Genomic DNA, 16,460 nt, shown 5'->3' with positions numbered 1-16,460 from the left:
GCAAGGGGGGAGATCGGATGTCGCCATCGCGTTCGCCAATCACCAACGTTGAAGAAACAGCGCCGTCGGCGGAACTGCTGATCTCCCCCCTTGCGGGGGAGATGTCCGGCAGGACAGAGGGGGGTGCTCAAGCGCTGCCGTCGCCCGTTGGATCGACAGGAAGTTGACTACACAATCCCGCCGCCGCCACCCGCGACTGCCGGCCGCTCCGCCGCGACCTTCGCCCGGTAGCCCGCCCCGCGATAGGCAGCGACCGGATCGATGGCGCCGCCCTTCTTCAGCCGCGCCATGGCGAGGATCGGCTCGACATCTATGCGATAGGCGACTTTGAGCGTCTGCGTCGCCATCAAAGCATCATTGGCATCCTGAAAACCTTCCAGCGCCTTGCGATCGACCAGCAGCGCCTGCGCATAGGCGCGCTGCACCTCGACCGCCGACAGCATCAGACTCTCGATCGGATCGGTGACGTTGTGGCTCTGGTCGAGCATATGCGCGGGATCGAAGCCCTTGGCACCGGCGAGCTCCGCATCGACCAGTTCGTTGAAGACAAGGAACAGGCGGTAGGGGTCGATCGAGCCGGCGTCGAGATCGTCGTCGCCATATTTGGAATCGTTGAAGTGGAAGCCGCCGAGCTTCCCGAACTGGATCAGCCGCGACACGATCATCTCGATGTTGACGTTGGGCGCGTGGTGGCCGAGATCGACCAGGCAGAAGGCCTTGTCGCCGAGCTCCTTGGCGATGATGTAGTTGGTGCCCCAGTCCTGCACGACCGTCGAATAGAAGGCCGGCTCATACATTTTGTGCTCGGTGAACAGCCGCCAGTCATCCGGCAGACCGGCATAGATCTCGCGCATGGCGTCGAGATAGCGCTCGAAAGCCTTTGCGAAATTGACCTGGCCGGGGAAGTTGGAGCCGTCGCCGATCCACACCGTCAGCGCTTTCGATCCAAGCGTCTTGCCGATCTCGATGCATTCAAGATTGTGCTCGACCGCTTGGCGGCGCGTGCCGGCATCGGCATGCGACAGCGAGCCGAACTTGTAGGAGAGCTTCTGGTCCTTGGCATCGGAGAAGGTGTTGGAATTCATGGCATCGAAGCCGAGGCCGAAGCGGGACGCCGCCTGCTTCAACCGGTTCGGATCGGCCTTGTCCCACGGGATGTGCAGCGAGACGGTGGGCGTTGCCTGCGTCAGCTGGCTGATAACGGCGCAGTCCTCGATCTTGTCGAAGATATCGCGCGGCTCGCCGGCGCCGGGAAAACGGGCAAAGCGCGTGCCGCCGGTGCCGACGCCCCAGGACGGGATCGCGACGCCGAATTTCTCGACCTTGTCGCGGATCGGATCGATGGCGATACCGCGCCGGTCAAGGCGCTCGCCTAGCGCGGCGTAGTCGCGCTCGAGATCGGCCTGGTGCGCGGCGTTGTGCTTAGCGACGAGGTCGGCTGAAATGATCACTTCGGACAAAAGCTATTCCTCCCAAGAATGCGTTCGGCTGGCGCTGCCCCTCATCCGCCTCCCGGCACCTTCTCCCCGTGGAACGGGGAGAAGGAAGCTTAGCGCGTAAAGCTCTGCGCGTTGCCGGCGTCGACATTGACGATGTTGCCGGTCGACTTGGCGGACATATCGGAGGCGAAGAAGTAGATCGCTTCGGCGATGTCCTCCGGGAAGACCGACCGCTTCAGCATCGAGCGCGAGCGGTAATGCTCCTCGAGGTCGTCGGTCGACATCTTGTAGGCGGCGGCGCGCTGTTCCTTCCATTCGCCGGTCCAGATCTTGGAGCCGCGCAGCACGGCGTCCGGATTGACGACATTGACCCTGATCTGCGCCTCCGCCCCTTCCAGAGCGAGGCAGCGGGCCAGATGGATCTCGGCAGCCTTGGCCGTGCAATAGGCGGACGCGTTCGGCGAGGCGGCAAGCCCGTTCTTGGAGGCGACGAAGACGACATTGCCGCCGATCTTCTGGGCGCGGAACAACCGGAACGCCTCGCGCGAAACGAGAAAATAGCCGGTGGACAGGATGTCCATGTTCTTGTTCCACAAGGCCAGCGTCGTCTCCTCGATCGGCGCCGAGGAGGCCAGACCTGCGTTGGACACCAGGATGTCGATGCCGCCGAATTCGACCGACGTCTCGGCAAAGCCCGAGGCGACCTGATCTTCCGACGTCACGTCGATCCGCACCGGACGGACGAAGTCCTTGCCGTAGGCTTTCGAAAGCTCGTCATTGGCACTGGCCAACGCGGCCTCGTCGATGTCGGCCAGCATCACGCAGGCGCCTTCGCGCAGGAGCCGGGTGGCGGTGGCGCGGCCGATGCCGCCAGCGCCGCCGGTGACCAGCGCGATCTGACCGGCGAGTGCTTTCGGCTTCGGCAGGCGTTGCAGCTTGGCTTCCTCAAGCTGCCAATATTCGATGTCGAAGGCTTCCTGGGCAGGCAGACCGACATAGGACGAGACCGTCGAGGCGCCGCGCATGACATTGATGGCGTTGACATAGAACTCGCCGGAAATGCGTGCCGTCGCCTTGTCGCCGGCAAAGGTGAACATGCCGACGCCCGGCATCAGATAGACCACGGCATTGGGATCCCGGATGGCGGGCGAGTCCGGATGCTTGCAGCTGTCATAGTAGGCCTGATAGCCGACGCGGTATTCGGCGATGTCGTCGGCCAGGCGCGCGATGACGGCATCGACATCCGGCTTTGCGGGATCGAACTCGATCACCAGCGGCCGGATCTTGGTGCGCAGGAAGTGATCGGGGCATGAGGTGCCGAGCGCCGCCAGCGGCCGCAAGTCCTTCGAATTGACGAATTCGAGCACGGCGGGCTGGTCATCGAAATGGCCGAGCTTATGGCTCTTTTCGGAGATGAGGCCGCGGATCCGCGGCATCAGCTTGGCCGCGATGGCGCGGCGCGCGGAAGCGTCGAGCGATTGGACCACCTCGCCGCCGAAGATCGCCTTGCCCTCGGATTTGCGCTCGAACCAGTCGATCGCCTGGTTGATCACCGAGATCGTCGTCTCGTAGCACTCCTTGGGCGTGTCGCCCCAGGTGAACAGGCCATGGCTTTCCAGCACGACGCCCTTGGCATCAGGGTTCTCGAGGCAGAATTTCTCCAACCACAGGCCGAGTTCGAAGCCTGGCCGCTTCCACGGCAGCCAGCCGATGGCGTCGCCAAAAATCTCCTTGGTGATCGCCTTGGAATCCTTGGCGGCGGCGACCGCGATGATGGCGTCAGGATGCATGTGGTCGACGCAAGCCTTAGGCACGAAGGCATGCAGCGGCGTGTCGATCGAGGCCGCGCGCGGATTGAGATTGAAGGTGCAGTGGGGCAGATAGCTCACCATCTCGTCCTCGTGCTCGACGCCGCGATAAAGGCCTTTCAGCGCGCGCAGCTTTTGCATGTAGAGGGTGGCGAAACCGTCAAGCTTGATCGAGGCGCTGTCGCCGCCCGAGCCCTTGACCCACAGCACCTCGACATCCTCGCCGGTGAGCGGATCCTTCTGCCAGACCTTGGACGAGGTGTTGCCGCCGCCATAATTGGTGACGCGCTTGTCGGAGCCCAGCGTGTTCGAGCGATAGACCAGGAGCTCGGGACCGCTCATCCCTTCGGCTTTTGCATCGTCCCAAAGATTGGCGAGGCGCGAGCCGGAGCGCTTGTCGAGCATAGGTGTCCTCCCTGAGGCGCGAGCGCCGCGCCCCTCATTTCTCGCCCGGGAATGTCTACGCAAGCGTCGCGCTTGTCAATCACAAACGATCAATATCGATCATATTGCACTGCACAATGGAAATATGTGATCGGAAATGATTGACACTGCGCGTTTTCTAAGGCCTGATGCTTGGGCAGGGAGGAACCATGCACGAGAAAGAGCGCCACAGGATCATACTGTCCGCCGTCCAGGAAAAGCCTGTGGTGACGGTGCAGGAGATGGTCGAGCTGACGGACTCCTCCGAGGCGACGATCCGGCGCGACATCGCGGCGCTGCATGTGCAAAAGCGCCTGCGCCGCGTGCGCGGCGGCGCCGAGGCGATCTCACCGCCGCAATTCATCGGCCTCGCCGGCCGGCCCTTTTCCGTGAACGAGACGCTGAACGCCGCGCAGAAACGGGCGATCGCCCGCGAAGCCGTGAACCTTTGCGCGGACGGCGAACCGATCATCATCAATGGCGGCACCACCACCTTCCAGATGGTGCATTTCCTGACCGGACGCCGCATGCCGATCTTCACCAATTCCTTCCCGATCGCCGAGCATCTGCTCAAGCACTCGAAGAACACGGTGATGCTGTCGGGTGGTACGATCTACCGCGAGCAGAACATCATCCTGTCGCCCTTCGACAATGACGTGACGCGCAACTTCTATGCGCGACGCATGTTCATGGGCGCGCAGGGGCTGGGGCCGCTCGGGCTGATGGAAGGCGACCCGCTTCTGATCCAGGCGGAGCAGAAGCTGATCGACCAGGCCGACGAACTGGTGGTGCTGGTCGATTCCTCGAAATTCCGCATGCGCTCGAGCCTTATCCTGTGCGGGCTGTCGCGCATCGCAACCGTGATCACCGACGACGGCATCGAGGACCGCGAGGCCAAGATGCTGGAAACGGCGGGCGTGGCGCTGATCGTCGCCCGCGGACAGTCAAGCGACAAGGAGGAATCTTCACTGCAGGCCTGAGGAAACTCGCGCCCGCAGCGGCGATGGAATGCAACGCTCAAGGGAGGATATTCGATGAGCTTTTTGAAGAAACTGCTGGTTACGGCGGCCTTTTCCGCCGCCATGTTCGTGAATGCCGCCTATGCCGAGAACGTCAAGATCGCGCTGGTGGTGAAGTCGCTCGGCAACGGCTTCTTCGACGCCGCCAACAAGGGCGCCGAGGAAGCGGCCAAGGAACTGGGCGATGTCGATGTCATCTATACCGGTCCGACTAAGGCTACCGCCGAAGCCCAGATCGAGGTGATCAATTCGCTGATCGCGCAGAAGGTCAATGCGATCGCCGTTTCAGCCAATGATGCAGACGCGCTGGTGCCGGTGCTGAAGAAGGCGATGGAGCGCGGCATCACCGTGATCTCGTGGGACTCGGGCGTCGCCAAGGAAGGCCGCCAGCTCCACCTCAACCCGTCCGACACCAATCTGATCGGCGAGACCATCATCAAGCTCGCCGCCGATTATCTGCCGGAAGGCGGCGATGTCGCCATCCTGTCGGCCTCCTCGACCGCGACCAACCAGAACGCCTGGATCGAAGCGGCCAAGAAGGTGCTGCCGGAGAAGTTCCCGAAGATCAAGCTGGTCGCCACTGTCTATGGCGATGACGACTCGGCCAAGAGCACGGATGAAGCCAAGGGCCTGTTGAAGTCCTACCCGAACCTCAAGGCGATCATCGCGCCGACCACGGTGGGCGTCGTCGCCGCCGCGCAGGTTGTCACCGACGAGAACCTGATCGGCAAGGTCAACGTCACCGGCCTCGCGCTGCCATCGGAGTTCAAGAAGTTCATCGACAACGGCGCTTCGCAGGCTGTCGCTCTCTGGAACCCGATCGACCTCGGCTATTCGGCGATCTACCTCGCCCATGACCTGGCGGTGAAGAAGGAAGAAGCCAAGCCCGGCGCCACGCTGTCGATCGGCCGCGTCGGCAAGGTGACGCTCGACGACACCAACTCGGCCGCGATGGCTCCGCCCTTCCAGTTCGACAAGACCAACATCGAGAAGTTCTCCAAGATCTATTGATCTCGGACTGATGGCGCTGCCCCCCTCATCCGGCCGCTTCGCGGCCACCTTCTCCCCGCCGGGGAGAAGGGCCTGGAGCCAAGCTCGGAAATCTCCTCTCCCCTCGGGGAGAGGTCGACCGAGCGAAGCGGAGGTCGGGTGAGGGGAAGTCTACACGCAATAGATTGACCGGGCTTGATACGACTATGGACACGACGGCCCATGACGGCACGGTAAAGGAGCGGCTCCCCGCCTCCGCTCCTCGCCTGACGCTCTCAGGCATCTCGAAAAGTTTCCCGGGCGTGCGCGCGCTGCACAATGTCAGCCTGTCGCTCTATCCCGGACAGGTGACGGCGCTGATCGGCGAGAACGGCGCCGGCAAGTCGACGCTGGTCAAGATCATGACCGGCATCTACCAGCCCGATTCAGGCGAGATCGGCATCGACGGCCTGACCACGACGCTGCCCAGCGCGCATGCCGCCTTCGGCCACGGCATCACCGCCATCCACCAGGAGACAGTGCTGTTCGATGATCTTTCGGTCGCCGAAAACATTTTTCTCGGCCATGCGCCGCGCACCCGCTTCGGCACCATCGATTGGCGCACCATGCGCAAGAACGCCCGCGAGGTGCTGGAGACGATGCGCGCCGGCCATATCGACGCTGACGCGCGGCTGAAGGACCTCGGCATCGCCAATAAGCATCTGGTGGCGGTGGCACGCGCCATGTCGATCGACGCGCGCATCGTCATCATGGATGAGCCGACCGCGGCACTTTCGATGAAGGAGATCGAGGAGCTTTTCCTCCTGATCGAATTCCTGAAGAGCGAAGGCAAGGCGGTGCTCTTCATCAGCCACAAGTTCGACGAGATCTACCGCATCGCCGACCGCTACACCGTCTTCCGCGACGGTGAGATGGTCGGCGAGGGCCTGCTCAAGGACACCGGCCAGAACGAGATTGTGCGCATGATGGTCGGCCGCAACGTCGACCATATCTTTCCGCAGCGCGAGCCGAAGATCGGCGCGCCGGTGCTGTCCGTCTCGGGCCTGTCGCATCCGACCGAGTTCGACGACATCGGCTTCGAATTGCGCAAGGGCGAGATCCTCGGCTTCTACGGGCTGGTCGGCGCCGGGCGCAGCGAGGTCATGCAGGCTATCGCCGGCATCACCCGCACCAGTCGGGGCGCGATTTCGCTGGACGGCAAGACGATCGCACCGAAGTCGGCGGCGGATTCGATCGAGTCCGGCATCGTCTACGTGCCGGAAGAGCGCGGCAAGCAAGGCGTGGTGATCGGCCTGCCCATCTTCCAGAACGTGTCGCTGCCGTCGCTGAAGCGCACCTCGAAATCCGGCGTGCTGAGGCTCGCGGAAGAGTTTTCGCTCGCCCGCTCCTACACCGAGCGGCTTGATCTGCGCGCCTCATCGCTCAGCCAGGATGTCGGCACGCTTTCCGGCGGCAACCAGCAGAAAGTCGTTATCGCCAAATGGCTGGCGACCACGCCCAAGGTGATCATCCTCGACGAGCCGACCAAGGGCATCGACATCGGCTCCAAGGCCGCCGTGCACGGCTTCATGGCCGAACTGGTCGCGCAAGGCCTGTCGGTGATCATGGTCTCGTCGGAACTGCCGGAAATCCTCGGCATGTCCGACCGCGTCGTGGTCATGCGCGAAGGCCGCATCGCGGCGACCTATGACAACAAATGGCTGGACGCCGAGACGCTGGTTCGAACGGCGGCGGGGATCGCGGCATGAAGAGCTTCCTCAAATATCGCGAGATCTGGCTGCTCGCCGGCATCGTCGTGCTGATCGGCCTGATCTCGACACGCTTCCCCGGCTTCGCCGACCCCGCCAATCTGCGCCAGGTGTTCAACGATACCTCGATCCTGATGATCCTGGCGCTCGGCCAGATGGTGGTGATCCTGACGCGCTCGATCGATCTCTCGATGGCGTCCAACCTCTGCTTCACCGGCATGGTGGTGGCGATGCTCAACGCCGCGCATCCGGCGATCCCGATCCCGGTGCTGATCGTGATCGCTCTCGCCGTTGGCCTGGTGCTTGGCGCCATTAACGGTTTCCTGGTGTGGCGGCTGAACATCCCGTCGATCGTGGTGACGCTGGGCACGCTGACGATCTATCGAGGCGCCACCTTCGTCGTCTCGGGCGGCGCCTGGGTCAATGCCGACCAGATGAGCTCGGATTTCATCAATTTCCAGCGCGCCGCCTTCGTCGGCCTGCCGGTGCTGTCCTGGATCGCGATCATCGTGATCGCGCTGTTCTTCCTGGTGATGACGCGCACGCAGATCGGCCGCTCGATCTACGCCATCGGCGTCAACCCGACCGCCTCGGTCTATGCCGGCATCGATGTCGGCCGCACCAAATTCATCGTGTTCTGCATTTCCGGCATGATCGGCGGGCTCGCCGGCTATCTGTGGATCTCGCGCTACGTCATCGCCTCAGTCGAGGTCGCCAACGGCTATGAGCTCAACATCATCGCCGCCTGCGTGATCGGCGGCATCTCGATCGCCGGCGGCATCGGCTCGGTCGGCGGCGCGGTGCTGGGCGCGCTTTTCCTTGGCATCATCTCCAACGCGCTACCGGTCATCAATATCTCGCCCTTCTGGCAGATGGCGATTTCGGGAAGCGCCATCATCCTGGCCGTGGTGCTCAACGCGCGCGGCGAGCGCCGGCAGGGCCGCATCATCCTGAGAAAGGCGGAAGCGGCATGACCGACACCCCTGCCCCGCGCCGTATCCCCGACCGGCTCGACAAGCCGCTGTCGTCAGCGATCTTCTCCTGGGAGGCGCTGCTCGTCATCATCGCGGTCTTGATCTTCACGGTGAACAGTTTTGCTTCGCCCTACTTCCTCGATCCATGGTCGCTGTCGGACCTGACCTTCAACTTCACCGAAAAGGGCCTGATCGCTTTAGCCATGGCGCTGCTGATCATCTCGGGCGAGATCGACCTGTCGGTCGCGGCGATCGTGGCTTTAGCCTCGACGATGATGGGCATGGCCCTGCAGGCCGGCGTGGGAACACCGGTGCTGGTGGCAATCGGCGTCGTCGTGGGACTGGGCTGCGGCGCCTGCAACGGGCTGCTTGTCACCCGGCTCGGCCTGCCTTCCATCGTCGTCACCATCGGCACGATGAGCCTGTTTCGCGGCATCGCCTTCATCATCCTCGGCGACCAGGCCTACAAAGGCTATCCGGAAGGCTTCGCGTTCTTCGGCCAGGGCTATGTCTGGTGGGTCTTCTCGTTCGAGCTGGCGCTGTTCCTCGTCGCGGCGCTGATCTACTGGTTCGTGCTGCACCGCACGAGCTTCGGCCGCCGCGTCTTCGCCATCGGCAACAACCCCGTCGCCTGCCAGTTCTCCGGCGTGCGCGTCGACCGCATAAAATTCATCCTGTTCTGCCTGACCGGGCTGATGTCGGGCATCGCCTCGGTGCTGATCACCTCACGGCTCGGCTCGACAAGGCCGTCGATCGCGCAGGGCTACGAGCTCGAGGCGATCACCATGGTGGTGCTGGGGGGCGTGTCGATCCTCGGCGGCGCCGGCAGCATCCTGGGCGTCGTGCTCGCCGCCTTCATCATGGGGCTGGTGACGTTCGGCCTCGGACTGCTCAATGTGCCCGGCATTGTCATGTCGATCTTCATCGGCCTGCTGCTGATCATCGTCATTGCGCTGCCGATCGTCTGGCGGCGGCTGCGCGAAGGGCGCTTCGCCTGATGGAGAAATACGCCTTCAAGATGAAGCTCAATCCCGGCATGAAGGCCGAGTACAAGCGCCGGCATGACGAGATCTGGCCCGAGCTGGTCGCGCTGCTGAGAGAGGCCGGCGTCTCCGACTATTCGATCCATCTCGACGAGGAGACCAACATCCTGTTCGGGGTGCTGTGGCGCCGCGATGATCACGGCATGGCCGATCTTCCGAAGCACCCGGTGATGCAGCGCTGGTGGGCGCACATGGCCGATGTCATGGAGACCAAACCCGACAACGAGCCGGTGGCGGCGCCGCTGGAAACCGTGTTCCATATGGCATGATCGTCGCCGTCATCGATATCGGCAAGACCAACGCCAAGATGGCGCTGGTCGATCTCGCGACGCTGAGCGAGATTGGGCTGCGCCGTATCGCCAACGCGCCAGTGCGGCAGGCGCCCTACCCGCATCACGATGTCGAGGCGCTGTGGACGTTCATCCTAAACAGCCTCGCCGATCTCAACCGCGAACGGCGGATCGATGCAATCTCGATCACCACGCATGGCGCGACCGGCGCGCTGGTCGACGGCTCGGGCGAACTGGTGCTGCCTGTGCTCGATTACGAATTCGACGGCCCCGACCAGCTTGCGGCCGATTATGACGCCGTGCGTCCGCCCTTCGGCGAAACCGGCACGCCGCGGCTGCCCATCGGTCTCAATCTCGGCGCGCAGTTCTTCTGGCAGCAGAAGCGTTTCCCGGCGGACTTCGCTATGGCCGCCGCGATGCTGATGTATCCGCAATATTGGGCGCTGCGGCTGACCGGCGTCGCCGCCAATGAGGTGAGCTCGCTCGGCTGCCACACCGATCTCTGGAATCCCTGGACGTCCGATTACTCGTCGCTGGTCGACAGGATGGGCTGGCGCCGGCTGATGGCGCCGGTGCGACCGGCAAAGGATCGGCTTGGCCCGATCCTGCCGGAGCTGGCGCGGCGGACAGGGCTCGACCCGCAGACGCCCGTGTTCTGCGGACTGCACGATTCCAACGCCTCGCTGCTGCCGCACCTTTTATCCGACACACCGCCCTTCTCCGTCGTCTCGACCGGCACATGGGTGGTGTCGATGGCGGTGGGCGGCAGGAGGGTCGAGCTCGACCCGGCGCGCGACACCCTGGTCAATGTCAACGCGCTCGGCGATCCGGTGCCTTCGGCGCGCTTCATGGGTGGGCGCGAGTTCTCGCTTCTGACCGACGGCCAAAGCCAGGAATGGAGCGAAGACGATGTTGCCGCCGTTCTGGCGCGGCAGGTGCTGCTCCTGCCTGCCACTCAGCGGGGTTCGGGACCGTTTCCGCATCGCGGCGCGCAATGGGTCAATGCCGAGAACCTAAGCGCCGGCCAGCGCTTCGCCACCATCTCGTTCTATCTGGCGCTGACGACCGCGACCTGCCTGGAATTGATCGGCGGCGACGGACCGACGACCGTCGAGGGACCTTTCGCGCAGAACCCGCTTTTCATCAGAATGCTGGCGGCAGCTACCGAGCGACCGGTCATTGCGTCAGAGACCTCGACCGGGACCAGCATCGGCGCGGCCTTGTTAGCCTCAGATCGCGTCATCGCGATGAGCAAGGGTGAGCGCACGGAACCACCGACCGATCAGTCCTGGGGCGGATATGCTCGGGCTTGGCGCCGCTCTACTTGATAGGTTGGCTCTGCCCCTCATTGCCCTGCCGGGCATTTCTCCCCGTATAGTGACGGGGAGAAAGAGGCCGTCACCGGCGATTTCGCCAATTTTCAACGCCGCGGAAATGCGTGTCGGCATGGCCACAGCTCTCTTCTCCCCGTTCAACGGGGAGAAGGTGCCGGCAGGCGGATGAGGGGCAGCGCCGACCTCGGCAATTAAAAGCCTTCAGCGCGCCGTCCCGTAAAGCAGTCCCCGCGGATCGATCTGCGGCTTTCTGCCGGCGACGACATCGGCTAGGAACTGCCCCGAGCCGCAGGCCATGGTCCAGCCGACATGGCCGTGGCCGGTGTCGAGATAGAGATTGCGGTATTTCGCCTGGCCGATGACCGGCACCGAATTCGGCATCATCGGCCGCAGGCCGGCCCAGAGCAGGGCCTTCTTCTCGTCGAAGGCGCCGGGAAAAAGATCCTTGCCGGTTTCCAGGATGGTCCGGAAATCGCCCGGCTTGAAGCTACGGTCGAAGCCGGTGAATTCGGCCGTCGAAGACATGCGCAGGCGATTGCCGAGCCTGGAATAGCCGATCAGCCGGTCCTCGTCGGCGCCGCCCATGGTCGGCCCCTTGCTCTCGTCCTCGAGCGGGATGGTCGCGGTGTAACCCTTCACCGGATAGACCGGCAGGTCGATACCGTAGCGGCGGCCGAGCAGGCCGCTTTCCGGTCCCATGGAAATGACGACAGCATCGCCGGTGACCGGTCCTGCCGAGGTCATCACCGCGCGCACCCGATCTCCCTCAATGTCAAAGCCCTCAACCGTCGTGCCGAACAGGAACTTCACGCCGAGCCTCTCGGCTGCATAGGCGGCGAGCCGGTCGGTGAACTGCTTGGAATCGCCGGTCTGGTCGATCGGCGAATAGATGCCGCCGGCGATCTTTTCCTTCACGCCGGCAAGACCAGGCTCCAGCTCGACCAGACGCTCGCGGTCGACGATCTCGATCGGCAGGCCGTGCTCGCCCAGATAGCGGTAATTGTCGGTGCCGGTGTCCAGGCTTTTTTGCGAGCGAAAGAAGTAGAGAATGCCCTTCTTGCGCTCGTCATAATGGATGCCGGTTTCCTCCGACAATTGATTGATGCACTCGCGAGAATGGAGCGCGAGCCTCAACTTGACGTCGGTGTTGGCGCGCAGCCGGGTCACCGTGCATTCGCGCAGGAAGCGCAGGCTCCAGGCATAGAAATAGGGATCGAGGCGCAGCCTGACCTTGATGCCGAGATCGTGGTTCCAGAGCGCGCGCAGGAAGGTCTTCAGCGCCGCGGGCGAAGCCCAGGCTGTGGCGTCGCCCGGCGAGACCAGGCCGGCATTCGACTGGCTAGTGCCGCGCGCCACCGCTTCATGGCGCTCGATCACCGTCACCTCGTGACCGTCCCTTGCCAGATAATAGGCGGCCGCCGTGCCAACCACGCCGGCGCCGAGAACCAAGACCTTCATGCCGTTCCCTCAAGCATCATCGCAGCGGCGGGCCCGCGCGCCGCCGCTGCATGAGGCTCAATACCGCGTCCAAACGCGCCGGACGAGCCCTTGGCCCAACAGATCAGTTTCGAACGGAGTTCTTGGTCGTCAGGATCCGTTCCCAGGCCAGCGCGTCGTTGACGATCAGGTCGAGATCGTCGCGCTGCGGCGTCCAGCCGAATTCCTTGCGGGCAAGCTCGGAATTGGCGACCACGGCGGGGGCGTCGCCCGGCCGGCGGTCCCCCATGCGCACATCGAAGTCATGGCCGAAGGCGCGGCGCACGCTGTCGATCACCTCGAGCACCGAATAGCCGTGGCTGTAGCCGCAATTGGCGACGAGACTGCCGCCGCCATCACGCAGCCGCTGCAGCGCCAACCGGTGCGCGGCGGCGAGATCGCTGACATGGATGTAGTCGCGCATGCAGGTGCCGTCCGGCGTCGCATAATCGGTGCCGAAGACCTGCATGAAGGGCCGCTTGCCGAGCGCGGTCTCGCAGGCGACCTTGATGAGATGCGTGGCGCCGGGCGTCGATTGTCCGGTCCGGCCCTTTGGATCGGCGCCGGCGACATTGAAATAACGCAGCGCCGTATAGCGGATGTCGTGCGCCAACGCTGCATCGCGCAGCATCCATTCGCTCATCAGCTTGGAAAGGCCGTAAGGCGATTCCGGCGCAAGGCGGGCATCCTCACGCACCGGCTCCAGCCCGGCGCCGCCATAGACGGCGGCGGTGGAGGAGAAGATGAAATGCGGCACGCCCTCGCGCACCGCCGTTTCGATCAGCGTGCGGGTCTTGCAGGTGTTGTTTTCGTAATAGCCAAGCGGGTCGGCGACCGATTCCGGCACCACGATCGAGCCGGCGAAGTGGATGATGGCGTCGACCTTGTTGTCGCGGATGATCCGGCCGACCAGATCACGATCGGCGACATCGCCGACGGTGAGCCTTGCTTCCGGGGCGACCGCCCATTCGAAACCGGTGGAAAGCCGGTCGAGCACCACGACGCTCTCGCCGGCGTCCAGCAGTTCCCAGACCATGTGGCTGCCGATATAACCGGCACCGCCTGTCACCAAAACCGTCATCATCTACCTCGCTGATCAAGATTTGTCGGAAACTGTCTCAACAGCCACCGCGCTGGAAAACCCGCCGCAAGCCCACTAGCCTCCCTATGTGTTAAGTCCGTAACAGTTCGTCGCGCCCGAGGCATCGTACTGAAACCAAGTTGCTTCAAACAGCAGGGAATAGGCCACGATCCGGCATCGTTAGGAACAGGGCACGGGCGTGGCATTTTGACCGGTTGGGCGCGGTGGACGCGGCATGGGGCAGTGATTATGATCCGGCGCAAAATTGGGAAGTCGACATGAACTATCAGCGGTTCTTCGAGGATGCGATCGACCAGCTCCACGCCGAGCGTCGCTACCGCGTTTTCGCCGACCTGGAGCGCATCGTGGGCAAGTTCCCGCGCGCCATCTGGCGTTCCAACGGCCGCGCCCAGGAAATCACCGTATGGTGCTCCAACGACTATCTCGGCATGGGCCAGAACGAGGACGTGATTGCCGCCTTCCAGAACGCGGCCGCCAAGATGGGCTCGGGCGCCGGCGGCACCCGCAACATTTCCGGCACCTCCAACCCGCTGGTCGAGCTCGAGCAGGAGCTCGCCGACCTGCATGACAAGGAGGCAGCGCTGGTCTTCACCTCCGGCTTCGTCTCCAACGAGGCCTCGATCTCGACCATCGCCAGGCTTCTGCCCAACTGCCTGATCATCTCGGACGAGCTCAACCATGCCTCGATGATCGAAGGCGTGCGGCGCTCGGGCGCGGAGAAGAAGATCTTCCGCCACAATGACGTGGCGCATCTAGAGAGCCTCTTGCAGGCCGCGGGGCGCGAGCGCGCCAAGCTGATCGTCTTCGAAAGCGTCTATTCGATGGACGGCGACATCGCGCCGATTAGGCAGATTGTCGAGCTCGCCGAGCGCTACAACGCCATGACCTATATCGACGAGGTCCATGCCGTAGGCATGTACGGGCCGCGCGGCGGCGGCATCACCGAACGCGAAGGCCTGGCCGAGCGCATCGATATCATCGAGGGCACGCTGGCCAAGGCCTTCGGCACGCTGGGCGGCTACATCGCCGGCACCAGCGCCGTCATCGATGCGGTGCGTTCCTATGCGCCGGGCTTCATCTTCACCACCGCGCTGCCGCCGGCGATCGCCGCGGCCGCCACCACCTCGATCCGGCATCTCAAGCGCTCGCAGACCGAGCGCGACGCGCAGCAGCGCCAGGCGGCGCGCACCAAGCAGGTGCTTGCCGCGGCCGGGCTGCCGGTGATGGACTCAGCCACGCATATCGTGCCGGTGCAGGTCGGCGACCCCGAGCTTTGCAAGATGGCCAGCGACCGGCTGCTTGGCGTGCACGGCATCTACATCCAGCCGATCAATTATCCGACGGTGCCGCGCGGCACCGAGCGGCTGCGCATCACGCCGACGCCATTCCATTCGGACGCGCTGATCGCCCAATTGCAGGATGCGCTGGTCGAGACCTGGGATGCGCTGGGCATTCCCTATGCCAGCTCCGGCCGTCCCGCCGTCGCCAAGAGCGACCGGATCATTCCGCTGCTGGTGCCGAAGTCAGGCGGCTGAAGCCGCCTTTCTCACACCGTCTTTATCCACCTCGCCAGGCGATGCGCCGCTTCCTCGAGCTGATCGAGGCGGCGGTGGAAGCATAGTCTGAGGAAGGCTTCGCCGCCGGGGCCGAAGGCGGTGCCAGGCGCCAGGCCGACATTGGCGTTGTCGACGATGTCGAAGGCGGCGGTTCGGGAATCGGTGATGCCGTCGACCCTGAAGAACAGATAGAACGCTCCCTGCGGCACGGTGAAACGCGCCTTGCCGGTCGCGCCGAGTATGTCGCAGACGAGATCGCGAGCGGCGCGTGCACGCTCCACTTGTTCGGTGATGAAGCCGTCGCCCTCGTCGAGGGCAGCGACCGCGCCGCGCTGCATGAACTGGGCGACGCCCGAGGTCGAGTACTGGATCAGGTTTTCGAACACCTGCTGCAAGGCTGGATGGGTCTTGATCCAGCCGACACGCCAACCCGTCATCGCCCAGTTCTTGGAGAAACTGTTAACGAACAGGATACGGTCGTCGGCCGTGGCGACGTCGAGGAAGGACGGCGCGCGGCCATGGCCGTAGTGGAACAGCGAATAGATCTCGTCGGCAATGATCCACAGGCCCTTTTGGCGCGCGAGATCGAGGATTGCCTGCAGCGTCTGCCTGTCGGCGGTCCAGCCGGTCGGGTTGGACGGCGTGTTGATGAACAACAGCTTCGTGCGCGGCGTGATCGCGGAGGCGATCTTTTCGACATCGCAGGACCAGCCATTGTCGGACTGGTCGAGGGTGACCGGCACCGGAACGGCGCCCGCCACGCCGGCGGCCGCTGCGAAATTCGGCCAAGCCGGCGAGAGGTAGATCACCTCGTCGCCGCTGCCGGCGATCGCGTCGATGGCCAGTTGGATGGCGTGCATGCCGGATCCGGTGACGATGAACTCCTCCTCTGCGAAGGCCTTGCCGAAGTGCCTGGCGTAGTAGCGGGCGAGCGCCTGCCTGAGCGCGGGAATGCCCTTCTGCCAAGTGTAGAACGTCTCGCCATCGGCCAGCCCTTTGGCGGCGGCATCGCTGATGAAGGAAGGCGTCGGCAGATCGCCCTCACCGGCCCAGAGCGGGATCAGCCCTTCGCGCAGGCGGCCATGATTGACGACAGCGACGATGCCGCTTTCGGGCGCCGCGCGGGCTTCGGCGCGCAAGGTCTCGATCAGGGTCATGCAAGAATCCGTCCGTTTTTTCGCGACTGCTAGCCTCTTTTACGACAGCCGCAAACAGAAAACCCCGGCCGCAAGCGGCCGGGGTTTTGGTCCAGGGCGCC

At 63.9% G+C, this 16,460-nt stretch carries 13 protein-coding genes; 8 read left to right on the top strand and 5 right to left on the bottom strand.

What is annotated here, in order from left to right:
• Positions 1-167: 167 nt before the first annotated feature.
• Together rhaI and LB529_RS19220 are read right to left on the bottom strand one after the other, a co-directional pair.
• Complete coding sequence (gene rhaI / locus LB529_RS19225; RefSeq protein WP_224711991.1) at positions 168-1,460, bottom strand: L-rhamnose catabolism isomerase; 1,293 nt, start codon at positions 1,458-1,460, stop codon at positions 168-170.
• 89 nt (positions 1,461-1,549) lie between these two features.
• Positions 1,550-3,652, bottom strand: a complete 2,103-nt coding sequence (locus LB529_RS19220) for a bifunctional rhamnulose-1-phosphate aldolase/short-chain dehydrogenase (protein WP_224711990.1) — start codon at positions 3,650-3,652, stop codon at positions 1,550-1,552.
• A 188-nt stretch (positions 3,653-3,840) separates the two neighbouring features.
• Here LB529_RS19220 and LB529_RS19215 point away from each other — a divergent pair, with 188 nt between their 5' ends.
• The 7 genes from LB529_RS19215 to LB529_RS19185 all read left to right on the top strand — a co-directional run bounded on the left by LB529_RS19215 (position 3,841) and on the right by LB529_RS19185 (position 11,062).
• Positions 3,841-4,650, top strand: a complete 810-nt coding sequence (locus tag LB529_RS19215) for a DeoR/GlpR family DNA-binding transcription regulator (RefSeq protein WP_140844017.1) — start codon at positions 3,841-3,843, stop codon at positions 4,648-4,650.
• A 54-nt stretch (positions 4,651-4,704) separates the two neighbouring features.
• A complete protein-coding gene (gene rhaS, locus LB529_RS19210; protein WP_201413304.1) occupies positions 4,705-5,700 on the top strand; it encodes a rhamnose ABC transporter substrate-binding protein in 996 nt (331 codons plus the stop codon).
• A gap of 185 nt (positions 5,701-5,885) precedes the next feature.
• Positions 5,886-7,427, top strand: a complete 1,542-nt coding sequence (locus LB529_RS19205) for a sugar ABC transporter ATP-binding protein (RefSeq protein ID WP_224711989.1) — start codon at positions 5,886-5,888, stop codon at positions 7,425-7,427.
• The gene (locus tag LB529_RS19200) at positions 7,424-8,401 is read left to right on the top strand and encodes an ABC transporter permease (protein ID WP_224711988.1); all 978 of its coding nucleotides are present in this window, start codon (positions 7,424-7,426) and stop codon (positions 8,399-8,401) included. The genes LB529_RS19205 and LB529_RS19200 overlap by 4 nt, the downstream gene beginning before the upstream one ends.
• Positions 8,398-9,399 carry an ABC transporter permease gene (locus LB529_RS19195; RefSeq protein ID WP_224711987.1) on the top strand — a complete coding sequence of 334 codons (1,002 nt, stop codon included), beginning with the start codon at positions 8,398-8,400 and terminating at the stop codon, positions 9,397-9,399. The genes LB529_RS19200 and LB529_RS19195 overlap by 4 nt, the downstream gene beginning before the upstream one ends.
• Positions 9,399-9,713, top strand: coding sequence for an L-rhamnose mutarotase (gene rhaM / locus LB529_RS19190; protein WP_181181204.1), 315 nt, complete (start codon positions 9,399-9,401; stop codon positions 9,711-9,713). Before LB529_RS19195 ends, rhaM begins: the two co-directional genes overlap by 1 nt.
• Positions 9,710-11,062 (top strand): FGGY-family carbohydrate kinase, encoded by a 1,353-nt coding sequence (locus tag LB529_RS19185; protein ID WP_224711986.1) that lies wholly within the window; start codon positions 9,710-9,712, stop codon positions 11,060-11,062. Before rhaM ends, LB529_RS19185 begins: the two co-directional genes overlap by 4 nt.
• Positions 11,063-11,269: 207 nt before the next feature.
• Here the strand turns inward: LB529_RS19185 and LB529_RS19180 are convergent, their stop codons facing one another.
• Together LB529_RS19180 and galE are read right to left on the bottom strand one after the other, a co-directional pair.
• On the bottom strand, positions 11,270-12,526 hold the full coding sequence (locus LB529_RS19180; RefSeq protein WP_224711985.1) for a D-amino acid dehydrogenase: 1,257 nt from the start codon (positions 12,524-12,526) through the stop codon (positions 11,270-11,272).
• Between the two features lie 103 nt (positions 12,527-12,629).
• On the bottom strand, positions 12,630-13,625 hold the full coding sequence (gene galE, locus LB529_RS19175; RefSeq protein WP_224711984.1) for a UDP-glucose 4-epimerase GalE: 996 nt from the start codon (positions 13,623-13,625) through the stop codon (positions 12,630-12,632).
• Positions 13,626-13,903: 278 nt separating this feature from the next.
• Here galE and hemA point away from each other — a divergent pair, with 278 nt between their 5' ends.
• Complete coding sequence (hemA, locus tag LB529_RS19170; protein ID WP_224711983.1) at positions 13,904-15,181, top strand: 5-aminolevulinate synthase; 1,278 nt, start codon at positions 13,904-13,906, stop codon at positions 15,179-15,181.
• A gap of 11 nt (positions 15,182-15,192) precedes the next feature.
• Here the strand turns inward: hemA and LB529_RS19165 are convergent, their stop codons facing one another.
• Positions 15,193-16,359, bottom strand: coding sequence for a pyridoxal phosphate-dependent aminotransferase (locus tag LB529_RS19165; RefSeq protein ID WP_224711982.1), 1,167 nt, complete (start codon positions 16,357-16,359; stop codon positions 15,193-15,195).
• Positions 16,360-16,460: the final 101 nt, after the last annotated feature.

Source organism: Mesorhizobium sp. CA5 (assembly GCF_020165105.1).
Classification (GTDB): Bacteria; Pseudomonadota; Alphaproteobacteria; order Rhizobiales; family Rhizobiaceae; genus Mesorhizobium.
The sequence above is the reverse complement of the archived record's forward strand: the minus strand, read 5'-3'. Positions and strand labels throughout refer to the sequence as shown.

Coding starts and splice junctions, on each gene's coding strand:
- LB529_RS19185 (WP_224711986.1), top strand. CDS start 9,710: ATGATCGTCGCCGTCATCGATATCGGCAAGACCAACGCCAAGATGGCG.
- LB529_RS19200 (WP_224711988.1), top strand. CDS start 7,424: ATGAAGAGCTTCCTCAAATATCGCGAGATCTGGCTGCTCGCCGGCATC.
- galE (WP_224711984.1), bottom strand. CDS start 13,625: ATGACGGTTTTGGTGACAGGCGGTGCCGGTTATATCGGCAGCCACATG.
- LB529_RS19205 (WP_224711989.1), top strand. CDS start 5,886: ATGGACACGACGGCCCATGACGGCACGGTAAAGGAGCGGCTCCCCGCC.
- LB529_RS19180 (WP_224711985.1), bottom strand. CDS start 12,526: ATGAAGGTCTTGGTTCTCGGCGCCGGCGTGGTTGGCACGGCGGCCGCC.
- LB529_RS19215 (WP_140844017.1), top strand. CDS start 3,841: ATGCACGAGAAAGAGCGCCACAGGATCATACTGTCCGCCGTCCAGGAA.
- LB529_RS19165 (WP_224711982.1), bottom strand. CDS start 16,359: ATGACCCTGATCGAGACCTTGCGCGCCGAAGCCCGCGCGGCGCCCGAA.
- LB529_RS19220 (WP_224711990.1), bottom strand. CDS start 3,652: ATGCTCGACAAGCGCTCCGGCTCGCGCCTCGCCAATCTTTGGGACGAT.
- hemA (WP_224711983.1), top strand. CDS start 13,904: ATGAACTATCAGCGGTTCTTCGAGGATGCGATCGACCAGCTCCACGCC.
- rhaS (WP_201413304.1), top strand. CDS start 4,705: ATGAGCTTTTTGAAGAAACTGCTGGTTACGGCGGCCTTTTCCGCCGCC.
- rhaM (WP_181181204.1), top strand. CDS start 9,399: ATGGAGAAATACGCCTTCAAGATGAAGCTCAATCCCGGCATGAAGGCC.
- LB529_RS19195 (WP_224711987.1), top strand. CDS start 8,398: ATGACCGACACCCCTGCCCCGCGCCGTATCCCCGACCGGCTCGACAAG.